Origin of the sequence: Streptomyces gobitricini, from assembly GCF_039532985.1 — a bacterium.
Taxonomy (GTDB): domain Bacteria; phylum Actinomycetota; class Actinomycetes; order Streptomycetales; family Streptomycetaceae; genus Streptomyces; species Streptomyces gobitricini.
In genome coordinates this window covers 403,841-427,639 of sequence record NZ_BAAASR010000013.1, presented here as the reverse complement: position 1 = coordinate 427,639, position 23,799 = coordinate 403,841, and the positions used below count along the sequence as shown (strand labels likewise).

At 71.1% G+C, this 23,799-nt stretch carries 22 protein-coding genes and 1 pseudogene; 11 read left to right on the top strand and 12 right to left on the bottom strand.

Annotated elements, in window-relative coordinates; translation table 11 throughout:
• The first annotated feature begins 48 nt into the window (after positions 1 to 48).
• The 7 genes from ABD347_RS11470 (at position 49) to ABD347_RS11440 (ending at position 7,026) form a co-directional block, all read left to right on the top strand.
• The gene (locus ABD347_RS11470; protein ID WP_344359803.1) at positions 49 to 624 is read left to right on the top strand and encodes a PaaI family thioesterase; all 576 of its coding nucleotides are present in this window, start codon (positions 49 to 51) and stop codon (positions 622 to 624) included.
• The gene (gene dut / locus ABD347_RS11465; RefSeq protein WP_344359801.1) at positions 624 to 1,136 is read left to right on the top strand and encodes a dUTP diphosphatase; all 513 of its coding nucleotides are present in this window, start codon (positions 624 to 626) and stop codon (positions 1,134 to 1,136) included. The genes ABD347_RS11470 and dut overlap by 1 nt, the downstream gene beginning before the upstream one ends.
• A 1-nt stretch (position 1,137) precedes the next feature.
• Entirely contained in the window at positions 1,138 to 1,899 is a 762-nt protein-coding gene (locus ABD347_RS11460) for a DUF3710 domain-containing protein (protein ID WP_344359799.1), read from the top strand.
• Positions 1,900 to 2,611: 712 nt separating this feature from the next.
• Positions 2,612 to 5,164, top strand: coding sequence for a DUF4118 domain-containing protein (locus tag ABD347_RS11455; RefSeq protein WP_344359797.1), 2,553 nt, complete (start codon positions 2,612 to 2,614; stop codon positions 5,162 to 5,164).
• The gene (locus tag ABD347_RS11450) at positions 5,161 to 5,847 is read left to right on the top strand and encodes a response regulator (RefSeq protein WP_344359796.1); all 687 of its coding nucleotides are present in this window, start codon (positions 5,161 to 5,163) and stop codon (positions 5,845 to 5,847) included. The genes ABD347_RS11455 and ABD347_RS11450 overlap by 4 nt, the downstream gene beginning before the upstream one ends.
• A gap of 33 nt (positions 5,848 to 5,880) precedes the next feature.
• On the top strand, positions 5,881 to 6,279 hold the full coding sequence (locus ABD347_RS11445; RefSeq protein ID WP_344359795.1) for an OB-fold nucleic acid binding domain-containing protein: 399 nt from the start codon (positions 5,881 to 5,883) through the stop codon (positions 6,277 to 6,279).
• A 3-nt stretch (positions 6,280 to 6,282) separates the two neighbouring features.
• The gene (locus ABD347_RS11440; protein ID WP_344359794.1) at positions 6,283 to 7,026 is read left to right on the top strand and encodes a DUF3159 domain-containing protein; all 744 of its coding nucleotides are present in this window, start codon (positions 6,283 to 6,285) and stop codon (positions 7,024 to 7,026) included.
• Between the two features lie 616 nt (positions 7,027 to 7,642).
• Here ABD347_RS11440 and ABD347_RS11435 read toward each other — a convergent pair.
• The gene (locus ABD347_RS11435; RefSeq protein ID WP_344359793.1) at positions 7,643 to 8,323 is read right to left on the bottom strand and encodes a potassium channel family protein; all 681 of its coding nucleotides are present in this window, start codon (positions 8,321 to 8,323) and stop codon (positions 7,643 to 7,645) included.
• The gene (locus ABD347_RS11430; RefSeq protein ID WP_064071475.1) at positions 8,323 to 8,991 is read right to left on the bottom strand and encodes a potassium channel family protein; all 669 of its coding nucleotides are present in this window, start codon (positions 8,989 to 8,991) and stop codon (positions 8,323 to 8,325) included. Before ABD347_RS11430 ends, ABD347_RS11435 begins: the two co-directional genes overlap by 1 nt.
• A 371-nt stretch (positions 8,992 to 9,362) precedes the next feature.
• On the opposite strand from ABD347_RS11430, the gene ABD347_RS11425 reads away from it, so the two are divergent.
• The 3 genes and pseudogenes from ABD347_RS11425 to ABD347_RS11415 all read left to right on the top strand — a co-directional run.
• Positions 9,363 to 11,411: an APC family permease gene (locus ABD347_RS11425; protein WP_344359791.1), complete on the top strand. Its 2,049-nt coding sequence runs from the start codon at positions 9,363 to 9,365 to the stop codon at positions 11,409 to 11,411.
• A 72-nt stretch (positions 11,412 to 11,483) separates the two neighbouring features.
• Positions 11,484 to 12,812: a class I SAM-dependent RNA methyltransferase gene (locus ABD347_RS11420; RefSeq protein ID WP_344359789.1), complete on the top strand. Its 1,329-nt coding sequence runs from the start codon at positions 11,484 to 11,486 to the stop codon at positions 12,810 to 12,812.
• A gap of 174 nt (positions 12,813 to 12,986) precedes the next feature.
• A pseudogene (locus ABD347_RS11415) lies at positions 12,987 to 13,253 on the top strand (type II toxin-antitoxin system death-on-curing family toxin); the annotation flags it as partial.
• Between the two features lie 353 nt (positions 13,254 to 13,606).
• On the opposite strand, the gene ABD347_RS11410 reads toward ABD347_RS11415, so the two are convergent.
• A complete protein-coding gene (locus ABD347_RS11410) occupies positions 13,607 to 14,494 on the bottom strand; it encodes an alpha/beta hydrolase fold domain-containing protein (protein ID WP_344359787.1) in 888 nt (295 codons plus the stop codon).
• On the bottom strand, positions 14,491 to 15,048 hold the full coding sequence (locus ABD347_RS11405) for a quercetin 2,3-dioxygenase (RefSeq protein WP_344359785.1): 558 nt from the start codon (positions 15,046 to 15,048) through the stop codon (positions 14,491 to 14,493). The genes ABD347_RS11410 and ABD347_RS11405 overlap by 4 nt, the downstream gene beginning before the upstream one ends.
• Before the next feature lie 107 nt (positions 15,049 to 15,155).
• Between ABD347_RS11405 and ABD347_RS11400 the strand changes: the two genes are divergently transcribed.
• Positions 15,156 to 15,599: a MarR family winged helix-turn-helix transcriptional regulator gene (locus ABD347_RS11400; RefSeq protein ID WP_344359783.1), complete on the top strand. Its 444-nt coding sequence runs from the start codon at positions 15,156 to 15,158 to the stop codon at positions 15,597 to 15,599.
• A gap of 202 nt (positions 15,600 to 15,801) precedes the next feature.
• On the opposite strand, the gene ABD347_RS11395 is transcribed toward ABD347_RS11400, so the two are convergent.
• The 8 genes from ABD347_RS11395 to ABD347_RS11360 all read right to left on the bottom strand — a co-directional run bounded on the left by ABD347_RS11395 (position 15,802) and on the right by ABD347_RS11360 (position 23,553).
• The gene (locus ABD347_RS11395) at positions 15,802 to 16,761 is read right to left on the bottom strand and encodes an amidohydrolase family protein (RefSeq protein ID WP_344359781.1); all 960 of its coding nucleotides are present in this window, start codon (positions 16,759 to 16,761) and stop codon (positions 15,802 to 15,804) included.
• 103 nt (positions 16,762 to 16,864) lie between these two features.
• Positions 16,865 to 18,151 carry an MFS transporter gene (locus ABD347_RS11390; RefSeq protein WP_344359779.1) on the bottom strand — a complete coding sequence of 429 codons (1,287 nt, stop codon included), beginning with the start codon at positions 18,149 to 18,151 and terminating at the stop codon, positions 16,865 to 16,867.
• 148 nt (positions 18,152 to 18,299) lie between these two features.
• Positions 18,300 to 19,118 carry an IclR family transcriptional regulator gene (locus ABD347_RS11385; protein ID WP_344359778.1) on the bottom strand — a complete coding sequence of 273 codons (819 nt, stop codon included), beginning with the start codon at positions 19,116 to 19,118 and terminating at the stop codon, positions 18,300 to 18,302.
• A 129-nt stretch (positions 19,119 to 19,247) separates the two neighbouring features.
• Positions 19,248 to 20,069 carry a beta-keto acid cleavage family enzyme gene (locus ABD347_RS11380; protein WP_344359776.1) on the bottom strand — a complete coding sequence of 274 codons (822 nt, stop codon included), beginning with the start codon at positions 20,067 to 20,069 and terminating at the stop codon, positions 19,248 to 19,250.
• A 1-nt stretch (position 20,070) separates the two neighbouring features.
• The gene (locus tag ABD347_RS11375) at positions 20,071 to 20,418 is read right to left on the bottom strand and encodes a beta-D-galactosidase (protein WP_344359864.1); all 348 of its coding nucleotides are present in this window, start codon (positions 20,416 to 20,418) and stop codon (positions 20,071 to 20,073) included.
• A gap of 5 nt (positions 20,419 to 20,423) precedes the next feature.
• Positions 20,424 to 21,260: a cyclase family protein gene (locus ABD347_RS11370; protein WP_344359774.1), complete on the bottom strand. Its 837-nt coding sequence runs from the start codon at positions 21,258 to 21,260 to the stop codon at positions 20,424 to 20,426.
• 608 nt (positions 21,261 to 21,868) lie between these two features.
• Positions 21,869 to 22,759, bottom strand: coding sequence for a 3-hydroxyacyl-CoA dehydrogenase family protein (locus ABD347_RS11365; protein WP_344359772.1), 891 nt, complete (start codon positions 22,757 to 22,759; stop codon positions 21,869 to 21,871).
• A complete protein-coding gene (locus ABD347_RS11360; protein WP_344359770.1) occupies positions 22,753 to 23,553 on the bottom strand; it encodes an SDR family NAD(P)-dependent oxidoreductase in 801 nt (266 codons plus the stop codon). Before ABD347_RS11360 ends, ABD347_RS11365 begins: the two co-directional genes overlap by 7 nt.
• Positions 23,554 to 23,799: the final 246 nt, after the last annotated feature.

Sequence of the window (23,799 nt, the reverse complement as noted above, 5' to 3'; positions counted from 1 at the left end):
TTGGCACGGCGCGACCGGTGGTCCGCCGCGCGGGTAAGGTCTCCCGCTGTGAGCACTGCACTGACGCCCCCGGCCGACGCCATACCGCCGGTACGGCACCCCGACGCGCCCGCCCCCGGCGAGCTCCTGGGCGCCCACTACGAGCACTGCTTCGGCTGTGGCGGGGGACAGCCCCACGGGCTGCACCTGGCGGCCCGGGCCGGTGAGGGCGTGACGGTCACGGCCGAGTTCACGGTCACGGGCGACCACCAGGGCGCCCCGGGCCTGGCGCATGGCGGCATCCTCGCCACCGCGCTGGACGAGACGCTCGGCTCGCTGAACTGGCTGCTGCGGGTCATCGCCGTGACGGGCCGGCTGGAGACCGACTTCGTGCGCCCGGTGCCCGTCGGCACGGTGCTGCACCTGGAGGCCGAGATCACCGCCGTACACGGCCGGAAGATCTACTCCACGGCGACGGGCAGGATCGGTGGCCCCGAGGGGCCCGTCGCGGTCCGCGCCGACGCCCTCTTCATCGAGGTCAAGGTCGATCACTTCATCGACAACGGCCGCCCGGAGGAGATCCAGGCGGCGATGGCCGACCCCGACCAGGTCCGGCGCGCCCGCGCCTTCGAGGTGAACCCCTGATGCGTAACCCTGTCGACGTCCTGATCCGCCGCGTGGACCCGGAGGTGCCCGTCCCGTCGTACGGGCACCCGGGCGACGCGGGCGCCGATCTCGTCACCACCGAGGCCGCCGAGCTGGCCCCCGGAGAGCGCGCGGTCCTGCCCACGGGGGTGTCCATCGCGCTGCCCGACGGGTACGCGGCGTTCGTGCACCCGCGTTCGGGTCTCGCAGCTCGTTGCGGAGTGGCCCTCGTGAATGCCCCAGGGACGGTGGATGCCGGGTACCGTGGAGAGATCAAGGTGATCGTGGTCAACCTGGACCCGCGCGAGAGCGTGCGGTTCGAACGGTTCGACCGGATCGCCCAACTGGTCGTTCAGCAAGTCGAGAAGGTCCGTTTCCACGAAGTGGCGGAGCTTCCCGGCTCGGCGCGGGCCGAGGGGGGCTTCGGGTCCACCGGCGGTCATGCCGCCACGGAGGGCTGGACGGGTGGGAATCGATACGCTTCGGTCGTATCCGACCGGGAAGGACAGTGACGTGTTCGGACGTCGCAAGAAGAGCGGTGCCGCTGTCGAGGCAGCGGGCGAGGCCGAGCAGGTCGTCGACGAGGTCGACACTGATGACGCGGACGGCGAGCCGCGCCGGGTGAACCTTCCGCCGGCACCCCGGCCCGACGGTCCGTGGGACGTCTCCGAGGTCTCCAGGCCCGAGGAGGGCCGGGTGGACCTGGGCGGCATGTTCGTGCCCGGGGTCGAGGGCATGGAGCTGCGGGTGGAGGTCGCGGGCGACGCGATCGTCGCGGCGACGGTGGTGCTGCGCGACAGCGCCGTCCAGCTGCAGGCGTTCGCCGCGCCCAAGAAGGAGGGCATCTGGGGCGAGGTCCGCGAGGAGATCGCCTCCGGGATCACGCAGCAGGGCGGCGTCATCGACGAGGTCGAGGGCCCGCTCGGCTGGGAGCTGCGCGCCCAGGTCCCCGTCAAGCTGCCGGACGGCACCGGCGGCGTACAGCTGGTGCGCTTCGTCGGCGTCGACGGCCCCCGCTGGTTCCTGCGCGGTGTCATCTCCGGGCAGGGCGCGGTGCAGCCGGAGGCCGCGGGGCTGCTGGAGCAGATCTTCCGGGACACCGTCGTGGTCCGGGGCGAGGGGCCGATGGCGCCGCGCGACCCGATCGTTCTGAAGCTGCCGAACGACGCGCAGATGGTGCCCGAGGGCGTGCAGCAGGAAGACCAGGAGACGTCACGTTTCTCCGGCGGCATGGGCCAGCTGCAGCGGGGCCCGGAGATCACCGAGGTCCGCTGAGCCGTCGCCCGGCGCGCACGGACGAGGGGCCGCACCCCGTACGACGGGGCGCGGCCCCTCGCGTTTTCCACAGGCGGGCACAGGCGTTGCGGGGCCTGTTCGGGCGGCCACACGCTGAGCGCTGAGCGCGCACGGTGGCAGCGCGGTGGCAGCGCGGTGGCAGCGCGGTGGGGAAAGGTACCGGCACGGCCGCCGCCGGGAGCCGGGTGCCAGGGGTGTGCGTCGAGACGCGCACACGCACAGGTCGTACGGGAGCGGGGCTGCCGCCGTCCTCGAACCGGGGCGTCACCTTCTGCTGACGCCGTGGAGCCGGCCGGTCGGCTCCACGCGGTGACCGCGTCGCGGCGCGCCGTCGTACGGGGCCAGGGCGTCACCGCCCTCGCCGCCACGCACGACGCACGGCTCCCGGGCCCTGCCGCCGCGGGCCCCGCGGCCCGCGTGGCCGCGTCGTGCCAGGGGCGGCGCGGGGCGCGGCGGCATGCTCTCCGGCAGGCCGGACACCGCCGCCCCGGGTGCCGCCGGGTACGGTCTGCCGCCGCGCGTGACCGGCGGCCCTGTGCGCCGAGCGGTACGGGGCTCCGTCCGGCGCCCTGCGGGGCATCAGAATCCCGTCAAAGGGTCCGGGAAGCGACCTCCCTGTCCTATTTGCCGGAGCACCTGGTCGTAAGGTCTACGCACAAGCAGTCGAACGACACACAGCGACAATGAGGCCATGGGACGCGGCAAGCTTCGGATATACCTCGGTGCGGCACCGGGCGTCGGCAAGACGTACGCGATGCTCTCCGAGGCACACCGACGCGTCGGACGCGGTACCGACTGCGCCGTCGCCTTCGTCGAGCACCACGACCGGCCCCGTACGGAAGCGATGCTCCACGGCCTCGAACAAGTACCGCGCAAGGAGCTCGCCCACCGGGGCACCGTCGTCGCCGAGATGGACGTGGACGCGGTGCTGGAGCGGCGGCCCGCCGTCGTCCTCGTGGACGAGCTGGCCCACACCAACGTCCCCGGCGCCCGCAACGCCAAGCGCTGGCAGGACGTCGAGGAGCTGCTCGCCGCCGGTATCGACGTCATCTCCACCGTCAACATCCAGCACCTGGAGTCGCTGGGCGACGTCGTCGAGTCCATAACCGGCGTACGACAGCAGGAGACCGTCCCCGACGAGGTCGTCCGGCGCGCCGACCAGATCGAGCTGGTCGACATGTCGCCCCAGGCGCTGCGCCGCCGCATGGCCCACGGCAACATCTACAAACCGGACAAGGTCGACGCGGCCCTCTCCAACTACTTCCGCCCCGGCAACCTCACCGCCCTGCGCGAGCTCGCGCTCCTGTGGACCGCCGACCGGGTCGACGAATACCTCCAGCAGTACCGCGGCGAGCACAACATCCGCACCACCTGGCAGGCGCGCGAGCGCATCGTCGTCGGCCTCACCGGCGGACCCGAGGGCCGCACCCTGATCCGCCGCGCCGCCCGGATGGCCGCCAAGGGCTCCGGCAGCGAGATCCTCGCCGTCTACATCGCCCGCAGCGACGGCCTGACGTCCGCGTCCCCCAAGGAGCTGGCCGTCCAGCGCACCCTCGTCGAGGACCTCGGCGGCTCCTTCCACCACGTCATCGGCGACGACGTCCCCCCGGCGCTGCTGGAGTTCGCGCGCGGGGTCAACGCCACGCAGATCGTGCTCGGCTCCAGCCGCCGCAAGACGTGGCAGTACGTGTTCGGTCCCGGCGTCGGCGCCACCGTCGCCCGCGACTCCGGGCCCGACCTCGACGTCCACATCGTCACCCACGAGGAGGTCGCCAGAGGCCGCGGCCTGCCCGTCGCGCGCGGTGCCCGCCTCGGCCGGTCCCGGATCATCTGGGGCTGGCTGACCGGCGTCGCCGGCCCCGCCCTGCTCGCCCTGCTGCTCACCCACATCGAGGCGGACCCCGGCCTCGCCAACGACATGCTGCTGTTCCTGTCGCTGACCGTGACGTCCGCGCTGCTCGGCGGACTGGCACCGTCCCTGGCGTCGGCCGCCTGCGGCTCCCTCCTCCTCAACTGGTTCTTCGCCCCGCCGCTGTACCGGTTCACCATCGCCGACCCCAGGAACGTCGTCGCGATCGCCGTCTTCTTCGGGGTCGCCGTCTCGGTCGCCTCCGTCGTGGACCTGGCCGCCCGCCGCACCCACCAGGCGGCACGGCTGCGCGCCGAGTCCGAGGTGCTGTCCTTCCTGGCCGGCAGCGTGCTGCGCGGCGAGACCGCCCTGGACGCCCTGCTGGAACGGGTCCGCGAGACGTTCTCCATGGAATCGGTGGCGCTGCTGGAACGCGAGAACGACGTCGAACCGTGGACCCGCGCGGGCAGCGTCGGCCGCCGGCCCGTGGCACGCCCCGAGGACGCCGACGTCGACATGCCGGTGGGCGACCACATGGCGCTCGCCCTGTCGGGCCGCGTCCTGCCCGCCGAGGACCGCCGGGTGCTGGGGGCCTTCGCCGCCCAGGCCGCCGTCGTACTCGACCGGCAGCGGCTGGTCGGGGAGGCCGAGGAGGCCCGCAAGCTCGCCGAGGGCAACAAGATCCGTACATCGCTGCTGGCGGCCGTCAGCCATGACCTCCGTACCCCGCTCGCCGGCATCAAGGCGGCGGTGTCGTCGCTGCGGTCCGACGACGTGGAGTGGTCCGAGGAGGACCGCGCCGAACTCCTCGAAGGCATCGAGGCGGGTGCCGACCGGCTCGACCACCTGGTCGGCAACCTCCTGGACATGTCCCGCCTCCAGACCGGTACGGTCACGCCCCTGATCAGGGCCGTCGACCTCGACGAGGTGGTCCCCATGGCGCTCGGCGGCGTCCCGGACGGCAGCGCGGAGCTGGACGTTCCCGAGAGCCTGCCCATGGTCGAGGTCGACAAGGGCCTGCTGGAACGCGCCGTCGCCAACGTCGTCGAGAACGCCGTCAAGTACAGCCCGGACGCCGCACCGGTCCTGGTGTCCGCCAGCGCCATGGCCGACCGTGTGGAGCTCCGGGTCGTGGACCGGGGCACCGGCGTGCCCGACGACGCCAAGGACCGGATATTCGCCCCGTTCCAGCGCTACGGCGACGCGCCGCGCGGCGCCGGAGTAGGCCTCGGCCTCGCCGTCGCGCGCGGCTTCGTCGAGGCGATGGGCGGCACCATCACGGCCGAGGACACCCCGGGCGGCGGCCTGACGATGGTCCTCACGCTCAAGGCGGCGGCCGCCCCGGCCACCGCCGCTCCCCAAGTCCCCTCGCTGGAGAAAGCAGGCCCCTCATGACGCGGGTGCTCGTGGTCGACGACGAGCCGCAGATCGTACGCGCCCTCGTGATCAACCTGAGGGCACGGAAGTACGAGGTCGACGCGGCGCCCGACGGCGCCACGGCGCTCGAACTGGCCGCCGGCCGTCACCCCGACGTCGTCATCCTCGACCTGGGCCTGCCCGACATGGACGGCGTCGAGGTGATCAAGGGGCTGCGCGGCTGGACCCGCGTACCGATCCTGGTGCTCTCCGCCCGCCAGACCTCCGACGAGAAGGTCGAGGCCCTGGACGCGGGCGCCGACGACTACGTCACCAAGCCCTTCGGCATGGACGAGCTGCTGGCACGGCTGCGCGCCGCCGTACGCCGGGCCGAGCCGGTGGGCAACGGCGACGACGGCACGGTCGTCGTCGAGACCCCCGGCTTCACCGTCGACCTCGCGGCGAAGAAGGTGCAGCGCGACGGGCGGGACGTCCGGCTGACCCCCACCGAGTGGCACCTGCTGGAGGTGCTCGTCCGCAACGGCGGCCGGCTGGTCAGCCAGAAGCGGCTGCTCCAGGAGGTGTGGGGGCCCTCGTACGGCACCGAGACCAACTATCTGCGGGTCTACATGGCACAGCTGCGCCGCAAGCTGGAGGCGGACCCCTCGCACCCCGAGCACTTCATCACCGAGCCCGGCATGGGATACCGGTTCGAGCGCTGATTCCCCGACAGTGGGGGCCGGTACGCTTTGGGTATGAGTGCTGCACCGCGAGCCGAGAAGCAGGCCGGCCGTTTCCGCCGGATGTTCGACCGGTTGTCCAGCTCCCAGGGGGATCTCGAGTCGGAGGAGCTGCGGGAGGACACGCAGGCTTCGGGGTGCATCCGTATCTCGGACTGCGACGACCGGCAGATAGTCAAGGTGACTGGTACCTTGCGGACGGTCACTCTGCGCCCGCGGGCCGGTGTGCCCGCCCTGGAGGCGGAGCTCTTCGACGGCACGGCCCCGCTGGACGTGGTGTGGCTGGGCCGCCGTTCCATCGCGGGCATAGAGCCGGGCCGCAAGCTCATCGCCTCCGGCCGGATATCCATGAGCCAGGGTCGCAGGGTCCTCTTCAATCCCAAATACGAACTCCGACCGCTCGGACAGGAGTAGCCGGTGACGTCACTCGACAAGCCGACCACCACCGACCAGGACGCCCCCCAGGGCGCGCACGACTCGAAGGCCGTGACGGAAGCGGCCCTGTTCGACGCCTTCGGCGGCGTACGCGGCATGGTGGAGACCGTCCTCCCCGGCCTGCTCTTCGTCACGATCTACACGGTCAACAAGGACCTGCACCTGTCGGCCATCGCGGCACTGGGCGTGTCCCTGCTTCTCGTCGCGGTCCGCCTGATCCGCCGCGACACCGTGAAGCACGCCTTCAGCGGCGTCTTCGGCGTCGCCTTCGGCGTGGTCTTCGCGATGATGACCGGCAACGCCAAGGACTTCTACCTGCCCGGCATGCTCTACACGCTGGGCCTGGCGGTGGCGTACATCGTCTCCACTCTGGCGGGCGTCCCGCTGATCGGCCTGATGCTCGGCCCGGTCTTCAAGGAGAACCTCTCCTGGCGCACCCGCAACCCCGGCCGCAAGAAGGCGTACGCCAAGGCCAGCTGGGCGTGGGGTCTGATCCTGCTCGCCAAGTGCGCGATCCTCTTCCCGCTGTACTGGTGGGCGGACACCACACAGCTCGGCTGGGTGCTGGTCGCCCTGAAGATCCCGCCGTTCCTGCTCGCGGTCTACCTGACGTGGCTGTTCCTGGCGAAGGCGCCGCCGCCGATCGACGTGTTCGCGGAGATGGAGGCGGAGGAGCGCGCCGCGGCAGAGCGCAAGGCCGCCGCGGCCCGGGCCGCGCAGCCGTAGCCCCACACCACCGCGGGGCCTGACGCCCGGGCCCCTCGAGCCGCGGGACCCTCGCCCTGGTGTGGCCTGCCGGGCCACCCGCCCCAGCCGCCCGGCCGACGGGCACGCCCGGCGCGGCGGGCCCGCCCGGGGAGCGGCTGGGCGTCGGTGCCCCGCTCGCGGTACGCGCCCTCGCCCGCGTACGTACCGACCGCGAAACGTCCACCGGTCCCGTGGCCGCCGCCCGCTCGCCGGTCGCGCGGCCGGGCGACTCGCCCGCCGGTCGCCTCACCGCCCGCAGCGGGCCGCCCGCAGGGTCGGCGGCTGCCACGGATCGCTCGCCCGCCACGGCCCGCCCGTCCCGCCGGAGCGCGGCCTCTCGTCCCGACCGGTCGGCGCAGGGGCACCGGACGTACGTGGTCCTGAGCCTCGCTCCTCGGGCCCCGGCCTGCCCGTACGAGGAAGGGCCCGGAACGTACGGGGGGCCGAGCCGTTCGTCGGGGCCCCGGCCTGCCCGTACGAGGAAGGGCCCGGAACCGTACGCGGTGCCGAGCCGCTCGTCGGGGCCCCGGCCTGCCCGTACGAGGAAGGGCCCGGAACGTACGCCGTCCCGAGCCCCTCGTCGTACCGTGCGGAGTCAGCCGCCCGTGGCGTCCTCGCGGCGAACGGACAGCAAGTCCTCCAGCTGCTCCTCGCGGGCCTGGGCCGCGACGAAGAGCAGTTCGTCGCCGGACTCCAGCGTCTCCTCCGCGCTCGGCGTCAGGACGCGCGAGCCGCGGATGATCGTCACCAGCGACGTGTCCTGCGGCCAGGCGACGTCCCCCACCGACGTACCGGCGACCGCCGACTCCGGCGGGAGCGTGAGCTCGACGAGGTTCGCGTCGCCGTGGCTGAAGCGCAGCAGCCGGACCAGGTCGCCGACGCTCACCGCCTCCTCCACCAGCGCCGACATCAGGCGCGGCGTGGAGACCGCGACGTCGACGCCCCAGGACTCGTTGAACAGCCACTCGTTCTTCGGGTTGTTCACCCGGGCGACGACCCGGGGGACGCCGTACTCGGTCTTGGCGAGCAGCGAGACGACGAGGTTGACCTTGTCGTCGCCGGTCGCCGCGATGACGACGTTGCAGCGCTGCAGCGCGGCCTCGTCCAGCGAGGTGATCTCGCACGCGTCGGCCAGCAGCCACTCCGCCTGCGGCACCCGCTCCACCGAGATCGCGGTCGGCGCCTTGTCGATGAGCAGCACCTCGTGCCCGTTCTCCAGCAGCTCGCCCGCGATGGAACGGCCCACCGCACCGGCGCCCGCAATAGCGACCCGCATCAGTGACCGCCCTCCTCAGGGCCTTCGGCGAACGCCGCCTCGACCTTCTCGATCTCGTCCGTCCGCATCATCACGTGCACCAGGTCGCCCTCCTGCAACACCGTCTGGGACGTCGGCAGGACCGCCTCGCCCAGCCGGGTGAGGAAGGCGACGCGGACGCCCGTCTCCTCCTGCAGCCGGCTGACCTTGTGCCCGATCCACGAGGGGGACGTGTGCACCTCGGCGAGCTGGACACCGCCGCTCGGGTCCCGCCACAGCGGTTCGGCGCCGGAAGGCAGCAGCCGCCGCAGCATCTGGTCGGCGGTCCAGCGCACGGTGGCGACCGTCGGGATGCCCAGGCGCTGGTACACCTCGGCGCGCCGGGGGTCGTAGATCCGGGCGGCGACGTTCTCGATGCCGAACATCTCGCGGGCGACCCGCGCCGCGATGATGTTGGAGTTGTCGCCGCTGCTGACCGCGGCGAACGCCCCGGCCTCCTCGATCCCCGCTTCACGCAGGGTGTCCTGGTCGAACCCGACGCCGGTGACGCGGCGCCCGCCGAAGCCGGAACCGAGGCGTCGGAAAGCCGTCGGATCCTGGTCAACGACGGCGACCGTGTGGCCCTGCTGTTCCAGGGTCTGCGCGAGTGCGGCTCCCACTCGCCCGCAGCCCATGATGACGATGTGCACGTCTGCTTACCCCGCACTCCTGGTCATCTTACTGACCTGCGAAAACACCCTGCTCACTCTTCTCTCTCAGCCTGCGTGCGGTGTTGCCCGGTGACGAGCTTATGCCGCCTCCGCGCTGTTGCCCTCATCCGAGGCGGCCGACGCGTCCTCGGCTTCTTCAGGCCACTCATCGGTACGGGGCGCCCTCCGTTCAGGACGCGGCCGCCGTCCGATCGGTTGTCGCCGAAACCACGGAGCAACCGGGCGATCGGACGGATCGGTGGCACGCCTCACGGCCTTCCGTGCCGTCCGCGTTAAGGGAGCGCAAGTTTCTGCGGGAACCAGGGGTGGTGGGTGGGCCGGGCTCATTTCAAGCGCTTACGATCCTCTGCGTGTCCAAACTGACCGACGTGCCCAAACGGATCCTGATCGGCCGGGCGCTGCGCAGCGACAGGCTGGGAGAAACCCTTCTCCCCAAACGCATCGCGCTCCCCGTCTTCGCGTCCGACCCGCTTTCCTCGGTGGCGTACGCGCCGGGAGAAGTCCTGCTGGTCCTCTCCATCGCGGGCGTGTCGGCATACCACTTCAGCCCCTGGATCGCGGTCGCCGTCGTGGTCCTGATGTTCACGGTCGTCGCCTCCTACCGGCAGAACGTCCACGCGTATCCCAGCGGCGGCGGGGACTACGAGGTCGCCAACACCAATCTCGGCCCGAAGGCCGGTCTCACCGTCGCCAGCGCGCTCCTCGTCGACTACGTGCTCACCGTGGCCGTATCCATCTCCTCCGGAGTGGAGAACCTCGGTTCGGCCATTCCCTTCGTCGTCGAGCACAAGGTCTTCTCCGCCATAGCGATAATCCTTCTCCTCACCCTCATGAACCTGCGGGGTGTGAAGGAATCGGGGAAGCTCTTCGCGATTCCCACCTATGTCTTCGTCGCCGGCGTGTTCATCATGATCGGCTGGGGTGCGTTCAAGGGAATCGTCCTCGACGACACCATGAGGGCGCCGACCGCCGACCTGGAGATCAGGCCCGAACACGAAGGCCTCGCGGGTTTCGCCCTTCTCTTCCTGCTCCTGCGCGCCTTCTCCTCCGGCTGTGCCGCGCTCACCGGCGTGGAGGCGATCAGCAACGGCGTCCCCGCCTTCCGCAAGCCCAAGAGCAGGAACGCCGCGACCACCCTCGCTTTCATGGGCGGTCTGGCCGTGACCATGTTCTGCGGCATCATCGGCCTGGCGATGGCCACCGACGTCAAGATGGCCGAGCAGCCGGCCCACGACCTCATCCGCGACGGCGTTCCGGTCGGCGAGGACTACGTACAGAACCCGGTGATCTCGCAGGTGGCCGCCGCGGTCTTCGGCGAGCACACCTTCTTCTTCGTCCTGCTCGCCGCGGCCACCGCCCTCGTGCTGTTCCTCGCCGCGAACACCGCGTACAACGGCTTCCCGCTCCTCGGCTCGATCCTCGCCCAGGACCGCTACCTGCCGCGCCAGCTCCACACGCGCGGCGACCGGCTCGCGTTCTCCAACGGCATCGTGCTCCTCGCCGGTGCCGCCATGCTGCTGGTGTGGGTGTACGGGGCGGACTCCACCAAGCTGATCCAGCTCTACATCGTCGGTGTCTTCGTCTCCTTCACGCTCAGCCAGACCGGCATGGTGCGCCACTGGAACCGCCACCTGAAGACCGAACACGACCCCGCGCGCCGCCGCCGCATGATCCGCTCCCGCGCGATCAACACCTTCGGCGCGTTCTTCACCGGCCTGGTCCTGGTCGTCGTCCTCGCGACGAAGTTCACCCACGGTGCCTGGGTCGCCCTGCTCGGCATGGTCATCTTCTACGGGACGATGACCGCGATCCGTAAGCACTACGACCGGGTCGCCGATGAGATCGCCGCTCCCGACGAGCCGAGCGACGACACCGTCCGCCCGTCCCGCGTCCACTCCATCGTCCTGGTCTCCAAGGTCCACCGGCCGACGCTGCGGGCCGTCGCGTACGCCAAGCTGATGCGCTCCGACAAGCTCGAGGCGCTCAGCATCAACGTCGACCCGGCCGAGACCAAGGCGCTCAAGGCCGAGTGGGAGCGGCGCGGCATCAACGTCCCGCTGAAGATCCTCGACTCCCCGTACCGGGAAGTCACCCGGCCCGTCATCGAGTACGTCAAGAACATCCGCCGTGAGAGCCCGCGCGACGCCGTCAGCGTGATCATTCCCGAGTACGTCGTCGGCCACTGGTACGAGCACCTGCTGCACAACCAGAGCGCGCTGCGCCTCAAGGGCCGGCTCCTGTTCACCCCGGGCGTCATGGTCACCTCGGTGCCGTACCAGCTCCAGTCCTCCGAACTCGCCAAGAAGCGGGCGAAGAAGCGCCAGGAGTGGAACGCGCCCGGTTCGGTGCGCCGCGGCCCCGCCGTGGAGCGCCCCAAGGAGCCGACGGCGAAGAGCTGACCCCGCAGGCGCGTAGACTGGAGGGCTGCCGCCGCCTGGCAGCCCTCCCTCATCCCCTGGAGTCACCCCGTCATGCCAAACGCACCCGAGCCCTCCTCCCTCCTCGGGGAGGAGTACGAGGTCGAGGTCGGCCCCGTCGCGCATGGCGGCCACTGCATCGCCCGTACCGACGAGGGCCGCGTCCTCTTCGTCCGGCACGCGCTGCCCGGCGAGAAGGTCGTCGTACGGGTCACGGAAGGGAACGAGGACTCCCGTTTCCTGCGCGCCGACGCCGTACGCGTCCTGGAGGCCTCCAAGGACCGGGTCGAGGCGCCCTGCCCGTACGCCGGGCCCGGCAAGTGCGGCGGCTGCGACTGGCAGCACGCCAAGCCCGGCGCCCAGCGCCGTCTGAAGGGTGAGGTCGTCGCCGAGCAGCTGAAGCGGCTCGCCGGCCTGACGCCCGAGGAGGCCGGCTGGGACGGAACGGTGATGCCGGCCGAGGGCGACAAGGTCCCGGCGGGCGAGGTCCCCGCCTGGCGCACGCGTGTGCAGTACGCGATCGACGACTCCGGTCACGCGGGGCTGCGCAAGCACCGGTCGCACGAGGTCCAGCCGATCGACCGATGCCTGATCGCGGCGCCGGGCGTCAGCGAGCTGGGCATCGAGCAGCGCGACTGGTCCGGAATGGCGTCGGTCGACGCGATCGCCGCGAGCGGTTCGCAGGACCGTCAGGTCGTCCTCGAGCCCCGCCCCGGCGCACGCCTGCCTCTGGTGGAGCTCGACAGGCCGGTCTCGGTCCTGCGGGTCGCCGAGGACGGGGGAGTGCACCGCGTCCACGGCCGCCCCTTCGTGCGCGAGCGCGCCGACGACCGCACGTACCGCGTCGGCAACGGCGGCTTCTGGCAGGTCCACCCGCAGGCCGCCGACACCCTGGTCCGCGCGGTCATGCAGGGCCTCCTGCCCCGCAAGGGCGACACGGCCCTGGACCTCTACTGCGGCGTCGGCCTCTTCGCGGGCGCGATCGCCGACCGGGTGGGCGACAAGGGCGCGGTCCTCGGCATCGAGTCGGGCAAGCGCGCGGTGGAGGACGCCCGCCACAACCTCCAGCACTTCGAGCGCGTCCGCATCGAGCAGGGCAAGGTGGAGCAGGCCCTCCCGCGCACGGGCATCACCGAGGTCGACCTCATCGTCCTGGACCCGCCCCGCGCCGGCGCCGGCAAGCAGACGGTCCGCCACCTCGCGTCGCTGGGCGCCCGCCGCGTCGCCTACGTCGCCTGCGACCCGGCGGCCCTCGCCCGCGACCTGGCGTACTTCGCGGAGGCGGGCTACCGGGTGCGCACGCTGCGGGCGTTCGACCTGTTCCCGATGACGCATCATGTGGAGTGCGTGGCGATTCTGGAGCCGGTGAAGAAGGACGCCTGACCTGCGGATTCGTGAGCAAGGCGCTTGCATCGGCGACGCCTTCAAAGGCTCTTTCGCAGATGCTTGACGCTCGAAGCGGACGTCCCCGCTGCCGGCTCCGCGGGCGGTGCGAGCGACCATCCGGCCCACGTTGCTTGGAGCTGAGAACGTGGCCCGACCGCGCCACTTTGATACGTGTTCGGAACCGAGTTGTATCCCACGCTGCACGAGAAGGCTGCGGCGCTGCTGCACTCCGTCGCCCGCGATCACGCGCTGATCGACGGCAACAAGCCCACCGCCTGGCTCGCCATGCGTGTCTTCCTGCGGTTCAACGGCGTCAGCGCCAGTACCGTCCCGCCACCCGTCTCCATTGCCGGCCCGTTCGTCGAGGAAGTCGCGCAGGACAACCTCGATGTACCGGTCATCGCCAAGCACCTCTCGACCTGGTTTCCCGTGTCCTGACGTTGGACGTCAGTGGTGGGGGGGCGGAACGAGTAGCACTGCATGTGTTGATCAGGAGCTTGGGCTGTCCGAGGAGCTTCTACCGGGAGCCCGAAGGTGCCGAAGGGGCGCCGTATACCGGGGTGGTTGACGCCTTCGCTGCCCTGCGTGCCCAGGGCTCCGGCTGTGTTCACCGGTGCCGGTTCGAGGGCGGCCGGGACGCTGGTGAGATCTGCAGGGTTGCATGCTGACGTGTTGATCGCGACGTCGACCACGACAGCTACCTCCTGGAGAACCCTCCGGTCTCGCCCGGCGCCGACCATCTGGTCGACGCCGCCGCCCTCGATCGGGGCGCACGGGATCACAGGCTGCGGTCAGGCCACGATACGACGGGCGAAGGCCAGGGCGTGGGTGAAGATCTCCTCCACCTGGGCGTCGGGAAGCCCGTGCCAACCGTGGTCGGCGCCCGGCACTGTCCGCAACTCGACCGGTGCCCGGGCGCCGTCCAGAGCCGCGGCGAGGGATTGGCTGTGTGAGCAGTCCACCATGGTGTCCTGCTCGCCGTGGACGAGGAGGAACGGTGGCGCGCCGGAGTGGACGTGGACGAGGGGGCTGGCCGCACGGGCGAGCTCCGGGGCGGCTGACGGGGCCCTGCCGAGCATGACTCCCTCGGGGGTGGCGGCGTCATCGGGGGCGAAGCCCCCCCGTACGGTGGTGAGGTCGCTCGGTGCGTACCAGATGACGGCGCCGGCCAGTGGTGGATCGGCGTGGGTCAGGGCGAGGAGAGAGGCGAGATGTCCGCCGGCTGACTCGCCCCACACGACCGTGCGCCCGGTGTCGATGCCGAGTTCCTCGGAGCGCAGGGTGAGCCAGCGCAGTGCGGCGCGCAGGTCGTCCAGCGGGGCGGGGAAGGTGGCCTCGCCGCTGAGCCGGTAGTCGACGCAGGCGACGGCGAGACCGGCGGCCGCGATGCGCGCGAAGGGCCTGGGAATCCAGTGGCGTGTGCGCATACCCATGTCGTCGCGCCGGCCCCGACGCCAGGCGCCGCCGTGCACGAACAGCACCAGCGGAAGAGGCTCCTCCTGGACGGCCTCCGGCAGCCACAGGTCGAGTTCCAGCGGACGGCTGCCCTCGACGTTGCCGTAGGGGACGCCGCGCAGTTCGCGTACGCCGGGCTCGCCCGGTGTGCCGGACGGTAGAGGGGCGTGGTCGGGGTGGGGCGCGGCGATCAGTTCCCGCAGCGAGGGCCCGCTTGCCGTCATCGGGTACGCCACTGGTGGTCGGGCAGGAAGCGCACGTCGTACTGCTCGGGAACGCTGGCGAACTTGTGGGGTGCGGGGACGACCGGCTGGTGCGGCAGGCCCAGTTGCTCGGCAGGCGCGCCAAGGTTCTCGAAGAACCGCTCGAAGGTGCCTCCAGGGCCGGCGGCGACGCCGACGACCTGGCTGTGGTGGCGCTCCATGCGGTAGGCGTGGCGGCAGTTCTTCGGTACGAATCCGAAGTCTCCTGGGGTGAGCAGTTTTTCCTGCTGGTTGCCCTCGGTGTCCTCGACGAACAGCCGGACCGCGCCTTGGGTGATGTAGAAGACCTCATGGGTATCGGCGTGCAGGTGGGCCGGGATGAGGTCGCCCTTGGGGCCTTCGACGGTGAAGAAGTTGAAGGTGTTCTCGGTCTGCTCCCCGCCCGCGTAGATGGTGATCAGATCACCGAACAGGTGGGCGCGGTCTCCCTCCCCCTTCTCGATGAAGTAGGGCTTGCCCGGTTCCGCGGGTATGCGTGATGCCTGCCGGTAGCGGGTGGCGTACTCGATGGTCATGTGTTTCTCCAGTGATCGGACTCCGTGAAGAATGTCAGGTAGCCTGACATAAGAGAGTGTCGGGGATCAAGCGCTGGGTATTGAGCCGGCACCCATGTGAGGAACAGATGCAGTCCACCCGCCACAGCCTTCCCCAGTTGCTCGGAGAGGCCCGTCGCTGGTTCGAAGAAGGGCTGCTGGCGGCCCTGGAAGCAGCCGGAGCCGTGCCGGTGTCCCCGACGCAGGCGCAGCTCTTCGCCGTGCTGGACGACCAGGGCACCACGGTCTCGGAGCTGGCCCGGCGCATGGGCGTCACCCGGCAGACCGCGCATCAGGCCGTGCACGGCCTGGTCGCCACCGGGCTGCTCGAACAAGTCCCGGACTCCGCCTCCGCCCGACAGCGGTTGATTCGGCGCACCCAGGAAGGGGAACGCGCACACCGCCAAGCCGCCGTCATCCTTGAACGGCTGGAGGAGCAGCTCGCCGAGCGGATCGGCCAGAAGGCGGTCGATGCCCTGCGGGCGGCGCTGGAGGTGCCGTGGGGCCGGCCGCCCTCCCTGAGCCCGAAGTGAGGCGTCCACGACGGCCCTCGCGGAATCAGGCCCCGGGCAGGGCGACCGGCTGGGCGGAGCTCCAGCCGCTTGTCCGTCCGGCGGAGGGTTGCGCCGGGCGGTTGCCCGACCGGGGCAAGCGGCCGGCCTGCGCTCGTCGCTGAGCTTGACCCACGACCGGCGTGTGACGGAACGAGCGGGTCATCACGAGCGAGGCCACTCATCAGAGCCGGAGCAGGCGCTCGGCGTTGAGGTGGCAGATCTTGGCGCGGTCGGTCTCGCTGATCGGTGCCGTCTCGACGAACCGGACGGCGTCGTGGTTGCTTTCCAGGGGGTAGTCCGTGGAGAACATGATGCGGTCGGCACCGAGCGCCAGCAGGCTGCCGAGAAGAGGCGCGTGGGTGCACACTCCACTGGTGGTGATCATCACGTTGTCGCGGATGTAGTCCGAGGGCCGTGGTTTGGCCAGGTGGATGCCGCGTTGGTCGAGGAAGTCCCATCGGCTGTCGAGGCGCCACAGGTGGCCGGGGAGCCCTTCGCCCATGTGGCCGAGGATGAGGGTGGCGTCGGGGAAGCGGTCGAAGACGCCGCCGAAGATGATGCGCAGGGTGTGGGTGGCGGTCTCCACGCCCCAGCTCCACATCGGCCCGATCAGTTCCTCGTGGCCGCGTAGGTTGTGCCACACGTCGTAGGAGCTGGCAGGGTGCAGGTAGATCGGTACGCCGAGGCCCTCGGCGCGCTCCCAGACCGGCCGGAACCGGTCCGCGTCCAGGTACTCGCCGTGCGTGTGGCCGTTGATCAGGGCGCCACGCAGGCCGAGTTGGGTGACGGCGCGCTCCAGCTCCGCCGCGGCGCCGTTCGGATCCTGCAGGGCCAGTGCGGCGAAGCCGGAGAAGCGGGTGGGGTGTTTGCGGGTGATCTCGGCGAGGAAGTCGTTGGCCTCGGCGGCGCGTTTGACCGCCACGGCCGTGTCGGTTTCCGCCTGGATGCCGGGGGCGGTCAGCGACAGCACCTCCATGTCGATGCCGAGCTCGTCCATCTGAGGCAGGCGTACGTCGGTGAAGTCCAGCAGTCCCCGCATGGAGGCGTCCCACTGGGGCGGGTCGAACAAGGCGGCGGCGGGCAGGCTGTAGTGGGCCAGGGCGGCGGTGGTGAAGTGCTCTTCGATCGCGATCTTCTTCATGGCGGAGGTCCTCCGGAGTGAGGGGCTCGGCTGAGAGTGGAGGCCGGCCCGGCGGGAAGGCCAGAGCGGGGTGAAGGCGGCGGCGGAGCCGGTGGAGACGGGGTCAGCCGGCTGCGGCGCTGTCGGCCGTGCCGATGGGAGCGGTCGTCCGGCGCGGGGCGGGGCGGCCGGCCGGGCGAGTGGGCACGGCGATCGCTGCCGTGGCGCCGACTGCGGCGGTGGCGGCGAAGAAGTAGAAATTCCATTCAAGGCCCAGCCCGGAGTCGAGGATCCGCCCGCCGAGCGAGGGGCCGACGATGGCGCCGAGCCGGCCGACGGACAGCGACCACCCGAGGGCCGGGACGCGCAGGTCCGCCGGCATGCAGCCGATCAGGTAGGCGTTGACGAACGCCTGGCAGGCCAGCAGCCCGAAGCCGCACATGAGCAGGCACAGGTACAGGATCCAGCCGGCCGGGCCCCGGCTGATCACGAGCAGACCGGCGGCACCGACAAGGAAAGCGCCGGTCACCACGCGCTTGGGGCCGAGCCGGTCGGCGAGCACCCCTCCGGGCACCATGCCGACGCCCGCGCCGATCCAGGACAGGCACGTCATGGTCAGGGCCGAGCCGATGGAGAAGCCGCCGGTCTGCATGAGCGTCGGCAGCCACGTGCTGAAGCCGAAGATCAGCAGCAGCCCGCAGAAGGTCATCAGCCAGAACAGCAGGGTGGTGACGACCAGCGGGCGGTGGAGCAGCGGGCCGAGCCCGAGGAACCGGTGCCTGGGCTGCGATGCGGCGGGCGGTTGCGGGGCCGGCAGGCCGAACCGGGCGGCGGTCCGGGCGGCTTCGTCGGCGCGGCCGGTACGCACCAGGTACAGCGGGCTCTCGGGCAGACGCAGGAAGGCCCACGGCACCACGGTGAGCAAAGCGGCGGCGCCGACGAGATACAGCACACGGAAGGAGACGTCCGGCAGCAGCCACGAGCCGAGAAGCGGTGCTCCGAGGGAGCCGACGCAGGAGCCGGCCATGGTGATGGCGATGTTGCGGGCGCGTACGCGCGGTGCGGACATGTCACCCACGGCGGCGGTGAGCGTGGGCAGCACCACGCCCAGACCGATCCCGGCGAAGAGGCGGGACGCGGCGAATGCGTCCGGCCCCTCGGCCAGGGCGGAACCGAGCATGCACAGGGAGAAGAACGACAGGCCGCTCAGGAGCAGTCGGCGGCTGCCCAGGCGCCGTCCCGCGGCCCCGGCGATGCCCGCGCCGATCAGCATGCCGGCGGCGACGAGCGATCCTGTGTCGCCCGCTTCTTCCTTGGACAGGTTCCAGCCGGGCTCACGGAGCAGGGCCGGCACGGTGGCTCCGTACACGGACAGGTCGTAGCCCTCGAACATCGCGATCAGGGTGGCCATGAGGATGAACAGGCGTACGTTCGCGGGACGTTGTGGGTCAGGGCAACTTGGCGGTGGTTTCGCTTTCATGAGGGCGATTCCTCGGGTCTCGGGACAGGTGCAGGAGGCGGACGCGGGAAGCACGTGCCCGGAGCCGTGCGATGCGTCGTCACGGTGTCGGTGTCGGTGTCGGTGTCGGTGTCGGCTTCATGGCGCCGAAGTCCGTTTCGATGCGCTCCTTGGCCTGCAACAGGGCATCGGTGATCGCCTGTTCGCGCCCGGCGAAGCGTTGCGTCGGGGTGGGCACACTGATGGCTGCGGTGCCCCAGGCCGCGGTGCGGATGGCGACGCCGGCCGCGGATATGCCGAGGGTGTGCTCCTCGCGGTCGAAGGCGACGCCGGTGCGGCGGATCTCGTTGAGCTCGCGGTGCAGCTCGGGGCGGGCGGTGAGGGTGTGCGGGGTCTCGGCGGTGAGCCGGTTCGGTACGGCGTGCTCGAGTGCGGCCGCCGGGAGGGCGGCGAGCAGTGCCTTGCCGGGGGCGCAGCAGTGCAGGGGGAAACCGGCGCCGACCGCGCTGACAGCGCGCAGCCGGCGGTCGGCGATGACCTGGTCGACGAAGACGACATGATGGTCCTCAAGGAGCGACAGGTCGACCGTTTCGTCGAGCCGGCGGGACAGATCCTCGAGATAAGGACGCAGGTCGACGATCATCGCCGATCGCACGGACGCGGCCATGCGGGGGATCTCCGGGCCCAGCCGGTACCGCCCGCGGGTGCCGGCCACGGTCACCAGCCCCTCCGCCTCCAGGGCACCGAGGATGCGGTGCACCGTGGACTTGGCGAGGCCGATCCGCTCGACCACCTCGGCCTGGGTGAGACCGGACGGGGCTGCCTGGAGCAGGCGCAGCACCTCCGCCGCGCGTGCGATGACCTGGATGCCGCTCGCGCTGCCGCGCCCCGGCCTGGTGTGCTCGTCGACCGCCGTCATGGCGTGTGTTCCTTTCCTGCGTCGTGTCCCGGACAGCCTGCCCCATGAGTGCGGTCCGGGTGGCACGGCGTCCGTGCGCCTCCTCTCTCCTCCCGCTCCGGCAACCGGAACAGGATCAAGGTGCCGTCCTCAGGCCTTGCGGTCCGGCAGGCCGAGGAGCCGTTCGGTCTCCTCGACCCCGGCGAGGGGCAGGTCCAGGCCGCGGGCCAGCTCGACCGCCCGGTCGACGAGGGGCCGGTTGCCGGGGGCGAGTTCGTCCTTGCGCAGGTGCAGGGTGTCCTCCAGCCCCGCGCGGGCGTTGCCGCCGAGCGCCAGGCCCATCGCGGTGAGCGGCAGGTTGTGCCGTCCGATCGCGATGACCTGCCAGATCGCGCCCGGTGGCAGTCGGCGGACCATGGTGAGGAGGTTGTCCGCGGTGGCGGCCATGCCGCCGCGTACGCCGAGGACGAGGGAGAACTGCAGCGGCTCGGCGAGCAGCCCCTCCTTCCACAGGGTCAGACACGCGTCCAGGTGCCCCGTGTCGTAGATCTCCAGCTCCGGTTTGACGCCGAGCTCGCGCATGCGGGCCGCGAGACGGCGTACCTTGTCCGGCGGATTGCGGAACTCGCCGTCGCCGAAGCTCATCGAGCAGGGATTGAGGGTGGCCATGCGAGGCCGTAGCTCCACCAGCCGCTCCCGTTCCTCGAACGGCACGCCGAGTCCCACTCCGGTCGAGAGCTGGATCAGGACCGGGCAGCGTGCCCTGATCAGGTCCATGGTCCGGCGCGCGGTGTCCAGGTCGGCGGTCGGCCGCTGGTGCTCGTCGCGCAGATGGATGTGGGCGACCGACGCGCCGGCCCGGTAGGCGTCGGCGACGGCTTCGGCGATCTCCTCCGGGGAGGTCGGCAGATGAGGGTTGTCGGCTTTCGTGGCGACCGGCCCGGTGGGCGCGACGGTGATGACGACGCCCATGTCAGTCCTCCCCGTGCGGCAGGGCGATGGTGACGAGCAGGGTGGCGGGTCGCTTGGAGCGGTTCTCCACCGAGCGGACCTGTCCTTTGGTCAGGTGTACGGAGTCGTAGGGCCGCAGAGTCTCCTCATGGCCGTCTGCGGTGACAACGGCCTCGCCGTCGAGGACGACGTACACGGTCTCCTCCACCGTCGGCGCCGCGTCCGCAGCTCCGCCGGGCAGGTAGTACGACAGCCCGGTCCAGAACCGTGCGGTCGGCCCGGCTTCGTGGCCCTGCAGCCGCACTGCGCCGACGCCGTGGTGCGACGGCGGCCGGTACGGAGGGGCCTGCTGGAGCCGGGTGACGCGCATCGGACTCACCGGCGCTCACCCTTCTCGATCCGGTACGCACCGGTGGGGTCGACGATGGCGACCAGACGCACGATGCAGCCGTCACCTCCGGTCCAGCGCCAGGGGAACGCGGCAAAGGTGACCCGCTTGCCGGTGACCTTGTCCAGGTCGCCACCGACGTTCTCGAAGCCGATGATCCCCTTGGACAGGATGGCGCGGTGGCACGGCTCCCACTCGGGAAAGTCGTCCAGGACCTTGCGGCCCGTCTCGGTCTCGTACTCCTCGCAGGCCCACGGCAGTAGACCCTTCGGGGCGCCGGGGCCGTGCGGGCCGATGGCGGTGGCCAGCGGATGGTCGAGTGCCTGGGTGTCGGTTCCGACCGCCTTGACGCCCTTGGCGGCGAACCACTCTCCGGCCTCCTTGTAGAAGCCGGGCGAGTAGGCGTAGTAGTCGCTGTTGTCGCCGTAGGTGTGGTGCCAGCCGGTGTTGACGACGACGATGTCGCCGGGGCGGATCCCGGGGGTGGCGGCCTCCAGGTCGGCAGCGGTGACGACCTCCCACTTCTTCTTGGGGATCGAGACGACCACGCCGGTGCCGAAGAAGGAGCTGAGCGGTATCTCGTCGAGCAGCGGGGTGTTCTCCACGACGTGGCCGGGGGCGTCGATGTGGGTGCCGGAGTGCATGACCGTGGTGATCTTCTGGGTGAGCACGCGGGACTTGGACATGCTGTGCAGGCGCTCGATCTTCACGTCCTCGAAGTACGGCCAGCACGGCGTTCCGTGCCCCCACGGGTGGGAGAGGTCGTAGAACTCCAGGCCCTGCTCGTCGGCACCGAGCGGCCAGGTGAAGGGGGTCTGGGACATGGTGTTCCGCCTTTCGTTCTTCGTCGGGTGTCCGGACGGGGCGCCGTCCGGTGCGCTGTGGCTGTGGGAGTCGTCGAGGAGCCGGCCCGACGCCACGGATTCGGAGCATGACGTCGGGGTGTCCTGGGGACTCGGACGTCAGTCGGGGCAGGGCAGCAGGGTCGCGGCGGTCCTCTCCCAGCAGGACAGGTCCGCCCAGCCCAGGTCGTCAGCGAGGATCACCAGCAGGTTCGGGCGCCACATGTTCGTACGATCGGTCCGGGCGCGGATCGGCTGCTCCATCCGCCGTGCACTGCCGCCACCGGGTGCAGCGGAGGCGGAGGATGGGGCTGCCGGTCCGGTGGCGGAGGCAAGAGCGCTTACGCCGAGCAGCCCGCCCAGCGTGCGGCGAGGTATGCCGTCGGCAGCGGCGTCGGACGGGCCGGAGCTGTCGGTCATGGGCTTCCGTATCTCGATGGTGGTGGGCATGAGCGCGGGCGGACACCGCGGCGGGCGCACGGCGAAGCCGTCCGGGCGGAGAAAGAGGAGGGGCAGCTCCGCATGGAACTCCCGGCCGCAGTAAGCTCAAGCGGATCGGCGATCACACCGGTCGGGTGGTAGTGGGCAGGTCACGCCGCGGGCGGGTCGTTGTCCGCCGTGGCCGCGAGCTGCCGGGCGATGTGCCGCGCCAGGCGTTTGCTTGCCCGTTCGCGGCTGTTCTCGGGCCACGTGAGGAAGCCCCGGCCGCTCTTTGCACCCAGGTCGCCCGCCGCCACCAACTCCCTCAGCAGCGGAGAAGGGCTCGGGGAGCGGTTCAGGTCGGCCAGTACGGCTTCGTGGATGGCGAGGGTGAGGTCGAGCCCGACGTAGTCGGCGTTCTCCAGGGGGCCCATGGCGGCCAGGCGCAGGCCGATGGTGTTGCGTACCACCGTCTCGACTGTCTCAGCGGTGCACACTCCGTCCGCGACCAGTGCGATCGCCTCGCGCCACAGGGCGTGCTGCAGACGGTTGCCGACGAAACCCGGTACGTCGCGCTCGACGCGTACCGGCAGTTTGCCGAGGGACGTCAGAAGAGCGGCGGTGCGCTCCATCGTCTCCTCGCTGGTGTGCTTCCCGCGGACGACCTCGACCACGGGGATCAGGCCGGGCGGGTTCCACCAATGGGTCCCGACCACCCGCTCGGGGCGGGTGGTGCGTTCGGCGATGCTGCTCACCGGCAGCACGGAGGTGTTGCTGGCCAGCAGCGCGTCGGGCAACAGGCGGTCCAGGCGGGCGAACAGATCCCGCTTGGCCTCCAGGCTCTCGGCGACGGCCTCGACGACAAGGCCCGCTCCCGTGACGGCTTCGGCGAGGTCAGTGCTGCCGTCGACGGCCCCGGCGACGTCCCGCAGGCTGCCCACCGCCCCGCGCAGGGCGCCGGCGTCGACGTCGTGCAGACGTACCGGATGGCCCGCCCCCGCGAACACCTCGGCGATGCCACGGCCCATCAGCCCCGCGCCGACGACGGCGACGGTCAGCATGCGGTATACCCCCCGTCGAGGTACAGGACCTGTCCGGTGACGAACGAGGACGCGTCGCTCAGCAGGTAGATCAACGCCCCGGCGAAGTCCTCCGGTTCAGCCAGCCGGCCAAGTGGGATGCGGGCGAGCATGGCCTCGCGGGTCGCGGTGGCCTTCTCGTCCTCCTCGTACATCCAGGCGGTCAGCTCCGAGCGGAACACGGTGGGAGCCAGCACGTTCACCCGGACTCCGGCGCTCCCCCACTCGGCGGCGAGACTGCGGCCGAGCAGGTCGACCGCGGCCTTGGACGGACAGTACGCGGAGTACCCGGCGGGGTGACCCAGCCGGCCGCGGGTGGAGGACACGAGTACGACGCTGCCCCCGCCGTCCCGGCCGAGCATGTGCCGCCCCACCGCCTGACACATCAGCCAGGAGCCACGGACGTTCGCCGACTGAACGGCGTCGAAGTCCTCGACCGTCATCTCGGTGATCGGCGCGACGTGGTTCATGCCGGAGGCGACGAGCAAACCGTGCACGTCACCGTACGTCTTCACCGCGGCGGACAGGATCGCCTCCGCGTCGTCCGGGGTGTCCGGCCTGCGCCGGACGGTCTCGACCGGTCCGGGACCTTCCAGGTCCGCGGCCAGCGTGTCGAGCTTGTCGGCGTTGCCACCGGCGAGGGTGAGGCGAGCTCCCAGGGCGTTCAGGGCGCGTGCCGCCGCACTGCCGAGGGCGCCGGTGGCACCGGTGATGACGATCGAACGCCCGTCAACGGTGAAGCGGGAGAGAGGAGAAGCAGCAGGAGCGAGTGGCACCAGAACCCCCTTGGTTCCGTGATGCGAATCAATCGTGCCGGAATGCGGTTCAACGTAGGGGGGGGCTCGACGGTTGGTCAATGGGCCGCGCGCCATTGGTCGTTCACGTCGTCCGGGGCTCTTGGCCCCCGTACGGACAATCCCAGCGGGGACCGCGGCTCCTTCGACGTCTCGACGTGGCCGCGACCTTCTTGCACACTGACCGCCACGGCTCTGGACGAGTCGCCCGCGGGTCGTCAGGCGCCG

What these genes read in the sequence shown, in the direction of transcription:
- ABD347_RS11410 (WP_344359787.1), bottom strand. Translation starts at nt 14,494, where the DNA reads ATGACGGCAAGCGGGCCCTCGCTGCGGGAACTGATCGCCGCGCCCCAC.
- ABD347_RS11435 (WP_344359793.1), bottom strand. Translation starts at nt 8,323, where the DNA reads ATGCGGGTCGCTATTGCGGGCGCCGGTGCGGTGGGCCGTTCCATCGCG.
- ABD347_RS11365 (WP_344359772.1), bottom strand. Translation starts at nt 22,759, where the DNA reads ATGCTGACCGTCGCCGTCGTCGGCGCGGGGCTGATGGGCCGTGGCATC.
- ABD347_RS11395 (WP_344359781.1), bottom strand. Translation starts at nt 16,761, where the DNA reads ATGAAGAAGATCGCGATCGAAGAGCACTTCACCACCGCCGCCCTGGCC.
- ABD347_RS11445 (WP_344359795.1), top strand. Translation starts at nt 5,881, where the DNA reads ATGAGTGCTGCACCGCGAGCCGAGAAGCAGGCCGGCCGTTTCCGCCGG.
- ABD347_RS11455 (WP_344359797.1), top strand. Translation starts at nt 2,612, where the DNA reads ATGGGACGCGGCAAGCTTCGGATATACCTCGGTGCGGCACCGGGCGTC.
- ABD347_RS11385 (WP_344359778.1), bottom strand. Translation starts at nt 19,118, where the DNA reads ATGACGGCGGTCGACGAGCACACCAGGCCGGGGCGCGGCAGCGCGAGC.
- ABD347_RS11450 (WP_344359796.1), top strand. Translation starts at nt 5,161, where the DNA reads ATGACGCGGGTGCTCGTGGTCGACGACGAGCCGCAGATCGTACGCGCC.
- ABD347_RS11380 (WP_344359776.1), bottom strand. Translation starts at nt 20,069, where the DNA reads ATGGGCGTCGTCATCACCGTCGCGCCCACCGGGCCGGTCGCCACGAAA.
- ABD347_RS11375 (WP_344359864.1), bottom strand. Translation starts at nt 20,418, where the DNA reads ATGCGCGTCACCCGGCTCCAGCAGGCCCCTCCGTACCGGCCGCCGTCG.
- ABD347_RS11405 (WP_344359785.1), bottom strand. Translation starts at nt 15,048, where the DNA reads ATGACCATCGAGTACGCCACCCGCTACCGGCAGGCATCACGCATACCC.
- ABD347_RS11420 (WP_344359789.1), top strand. Translation starts at nt 11,484, where the DNA reads ATGCCAAACGCACCCGAGCCCTCCTCCCTCCTCGGGGAGGAGTACGAG.
- ABD347_RS11390 (WP_344359779.1), bottom strand. Translation starts at nt 18,151, where the DNA reads ATGGCCACCCTGATCGCGATGTTCGAGGGCTACGACCTGTCCGTGTAC.
- ABD347_RS11370 (WP_344359774.1), bottom strand. Translation starts at nt 21,260, where the DNA reads ATGTCCCAGACCCCCTTCACCTGGCCGCTCGGTGCCGACGAGCAGGGC.
- ABD347_RS11400 (WP_344359783.1), top strand. Translation starts at nt 15,156, where the DNA reads ATGCAGTCCACCCGCCACAGCCTTCCCCAGTTGCTCGGAGAGGCCCGT.
- dut (WP_344359801.1), top strand. Translation starts at nt 624, where the DNA reads ATGCGTAACCCTGTCGACGTCCTGATCCGCCGCGTGGACCCGGAGGTG.